General features: G+C 70.4%; 3 protein-coding genes. 2 read left to right on the forward strand and 1 reads right to left on the reverse strand.

Translation table 11 applies throughout. The annotated features are described in order from the left end of the window. The first annotated feature begins 64 nt into the window (after positions 1 to 64). Positions 65 to 844, forward strand: coding sequence for an aldolase/citrate lyase family protein (locus JWR86_RS04445; RefSeq protein WP_299561331.1), 780 nt, complete (start codon positions 65 to 67; stop codon positions 842 to 844). 25 nt (positions 845 to 869) lie between these two features. Here JWR86_RS04445 and JWR86_RS04450 read toward each other — a convergent pair whose 3' ends face one another. After that, positions 870 to 2,165: a pilus assembly protein gene (locus JWR86_RS04450; protein WP_299561326.1), complete on the reverse strand. Its 1,296-nt coding sequence runs from the start codon at positions 2,163 to 2,165 to the stop codon at positions 870 to 872. A 234-nt stretch (positions 2,166 to 2,399) separates the two neighbouring features. Between JWR86_RS04450 and JWR86_RS04455 the strand changes: the two genes are divergently transcribed. Beyond that, positions 2,400 to 3,201 (forward strand): AIR synthase related protein (locus JWR86_RS04455; protein WP_299561328.1); only part of this gene is annotated, 802 nt, incomplete at its 3' end.

The following is a 3,201-nucleotide window of genomic DNA, read 5'->3' on the forward strand; positions in this document are numbered from 1 at the left end:
ATGGTCAGGGGCGCGGTCGCGCGCCCGACCGGGCCCCGTGAGCGACCGGCAGCCCGAGGCCCGCATGTCCTCCCTCCACGCGCTTTCCCACAGCCTGAACGGCGGCAAGCCAGTCTTCACAATCTGGTGCGGGCTGCCCGAGCCGCTGATTGCCGGCACGCTCGCGCAGGAGCCCGGCTATGGCTGCGTCACCCTCGACCTGCAGCACGGCGCCATGGACCTGGCGGCGGCCATCCGGGCCATTCCGCTGGTTGCGGCGGCCGGCAAGCCGAGCCTGCCCCGCATCCCGGTCGGTGAGTTCCAGACGGCGTCGCGCCTGCTCGATGCCGGCGCGGCCGGCATCATCGCACCCATGATCAACAGCGTGCAGGATGCGCGCGCCTTCGTGGCCGCGACCAAGTACCCGCCCGTCGGCGGCCGGAGCTGGGGGCCCCATGCCGCCGTGCCGCTGAGCGGCCTCGGCCCAGCCGAGTATTTCGCCGCTGCGAACAGCCTGACGGTGACCTTCGCCATGATCGAAACCCGCGAGGCGCTGGCGCAGGTGGATGCCATTCTGGCCGTGGGCGGGATCGACGCCCTGTTTATCGGCCCCTACGACCTGTCGATCGGGCTGTCGGGCGGCGGCGCCATCGACCCCGACGGCCCGGAGACGAGCCAGGCCATCCAGCACGCCCTCACCCGCGCCAAGGCTGCGGGCAAGCGGGCCGGCATCTACGCGGCGACCGGCGAGCGGGCCGGGCATTTCGCGAATCTCGGCTACGACCTCATCGCCATCGGCACCGACGCCGTCTTTTTGCGCGAGGGCGCGGCCAGCATGCTGAGGGCCGCCGTGGCGCCGGCCTGACGGCCGCCCCGCCGGGCGTGCCCCGTCAATGCGTCAGGCGGGTCACCGTGATCGAGTCGATGATGCTTTCGAAGGCGCTCTTGAGCTGCGGCGACGATTGCACGTCGAAATAATGCTGCTTCGCCTTGGCGTTCGGGGCGGAGGCGCATGAGCTCAGCATGTCGGCGTCGCCCTCGAGGAGCCGGATGGTGAAGACCTCGATCCCCTTGGCCTTGGCCGTGTCGCAGGTGGAGAGCGTCCGGGCGTTCATCATCCGCAGCGTCGGGTCCCACTTGCTCGCACTGTGCGGCCTCCGGACCTCGCCGTCGACGTAACGCTGCGTGTTCTCGCCGTCGGTGAGCACCACCATGTAGCGCCTCACGCCACGGGGATCGCTGGTGCTCGGCGTGTCGAGCGGCACCGAGCCGGTCAGGGTGGCCGTGCCCCAGGCCACGCCCAGCCCGACATTGGTGTTGCCGCGCGGCCGCATGCTCTTGATGGTCCCCGTGACGGCCTCATAGGCCGCCCTCTCGTGCAGCGAGATCAGGGGCTGCACCGGGACAAGGTCGCCCAGGCCCCTGGAGGCCCATTCGCTCTTGGCCAGGGCCGGGTACAGCGTCCCGGTCAGCGCCGCGACCGGCGGCGTGTCGGAGACGTCCTTCGGGGTGTCGCGATCCACGATGTAGCCGGTCCAGCCGGCGCGGTCGGCGCTCTTCAGGCGGAGCCAGTCCCGGTAGCGATAGCGGCCGGCGTCGAGCCGAACCTCGGTGTCGAACGGCACGATGGAGACGCGGACATCGTCGGGCGATGCGGCGATGTCGCGCAGGTCGTCGACGAGCTTCACGGCCGCGCTGCGCAGTTCCTCGATCTTCACCCGGCCGTCGAAACGCTCGGCCATGGACCCCGTGTTGTCGAGGACGAGGGCGATCTCGATCCGCTCCATGCTGCCGTTGACGCGTGATTCGCTCGCCACGGCCGTGTCGCGGAGGCCGACCACCTGAAGGAGCCCGTTCGGCACGCGCGCCTGCGCCCTCACCACGATGCTGGATCCGACGCGCTGCACCTCGGGGGTCGCCAGGCTGATGCCGGCGGCCGGCCGGTACAGACTCCGCATCACGCTCTCGGCCCGGGCGGCGAGTTGCCCCGGCGTCGCGGTGCGGGGCTCACGCACCAGGGTCAGAACGGCGGCGTCGGTGGCCCGCTGCAGCTTCGTCTGCTCGATCGCGGCCCGGCTGTAATCCACCGCCGCGCCTGCGAGCCCAACCAAGGGCAGAGCCGCGAGACCGAACATCATGGCGACGGCGCCGCGCTGATCCGAGTTGAAACGCCTGAACAGGGCCATCTGTGCCTCCCCGGTCCCGCTTTCCGGCCGCGGAGCCAGAGGCGCGAGGAGCGTGCCACCTGAGGGCGTGTCAGATCGGCACGAACCCGGGTGGTTGCCCGGGGAGGCTGGCGCGAAGCGCCTGGGGGTGGGTCACGGGGCCGCGCTTCCCCCTCCCGGTCGCCCCCGGGGCGTTGCCAGCACGCCACCCGTGTCGGTACAGCGATGGCAGTTCCCTCGACCCGTCAGCGATCGATGCCAGCTCCCGGTACCGTCCACGTCCAGATCACCCCGGATCTCGTCCGGCAGCACGGCCTCACCGATGAGGAGTACCGTCGCTTCACCGACCTGATCGGCCGGCGGCCGACGCTCGTCGAGCTCGGCATCGTGTCCGCCATGTGGAACGAGCATTGTTCCTACAAATCGTCGCGCCTTCACCTGAAGACGCTGCCGACAGAGGCGCCCTGGGTGATCCAGGGCCCGGGCGAGAATGCCGGAGTCATCGATATCGGCGACGGCGACGCCTGCGTGTTCAAGATGGAGTCGCACAACCACCCGTCCTTTATCGAGCCCTACCAGGGCGCCGGGACGGGGGTGGGCGGCATTCTGCGCGACGTCTTCACCATGGGCGCCCGCCCCATCGCGGCCCTGAACGCGCTTCGGTTCGGTTCGCCCGACCACCCGCGCACGCGCCACCTCGTCTCGGGGGTGGTGGCCGGCATCGGCGGCTACGGCAATTCCTTCGGGGTGCCGACGGTGGGCGGGGCGACCGGCTTCCACACCCGCTACGACGGCAACATCCTGGTCAACGCGATGGCGGTCGGCATCGCGCGGGCCGACCAGATCTTCTACGCCAAGGCCACGGGGGTCGGGAATCCGATCGTGTATCTCGGCTCCAAGACGGGCCGCGACGGCATCCACGGCGCCACCATGGCCTCCGCGGCGTTTGACGACGAATCGGCCGAGAAGCGCCCGACCGTGCAGGTCGGCGACCCCTTCGCCGAGAAGTTGCTGCTGGAGGCCTGCCTCGAGCTGATGCAATCCGGATCGGTGGTCG

This window comes from Enterovirga sp., assembly GCF_028290205.1.
Lineage (GTDB): Bacteria > Pseudomonadota > Alphaproteobacteria > Rhizobiales > Beijerinckiaceae > Enterovirga.

Bases quoted from the DNA above. Each gene is read 5' to 3' on its own strand.
- JWR86_RS04445 (WP_299561331.1), top strand. From the start codon at position 65: ATGTCCTCCCTCCACGCGCTTTCCCACAGCCTGAACGGCGGCAAGCCA.
- JWR86_RS04450 (WP_299561326.1), bottom strand. From the start codon at position 2,165: ATGGCCCTGTTCAGGCGTTTCAACTCGGATCAGCGCGGCGCCGTCGCC.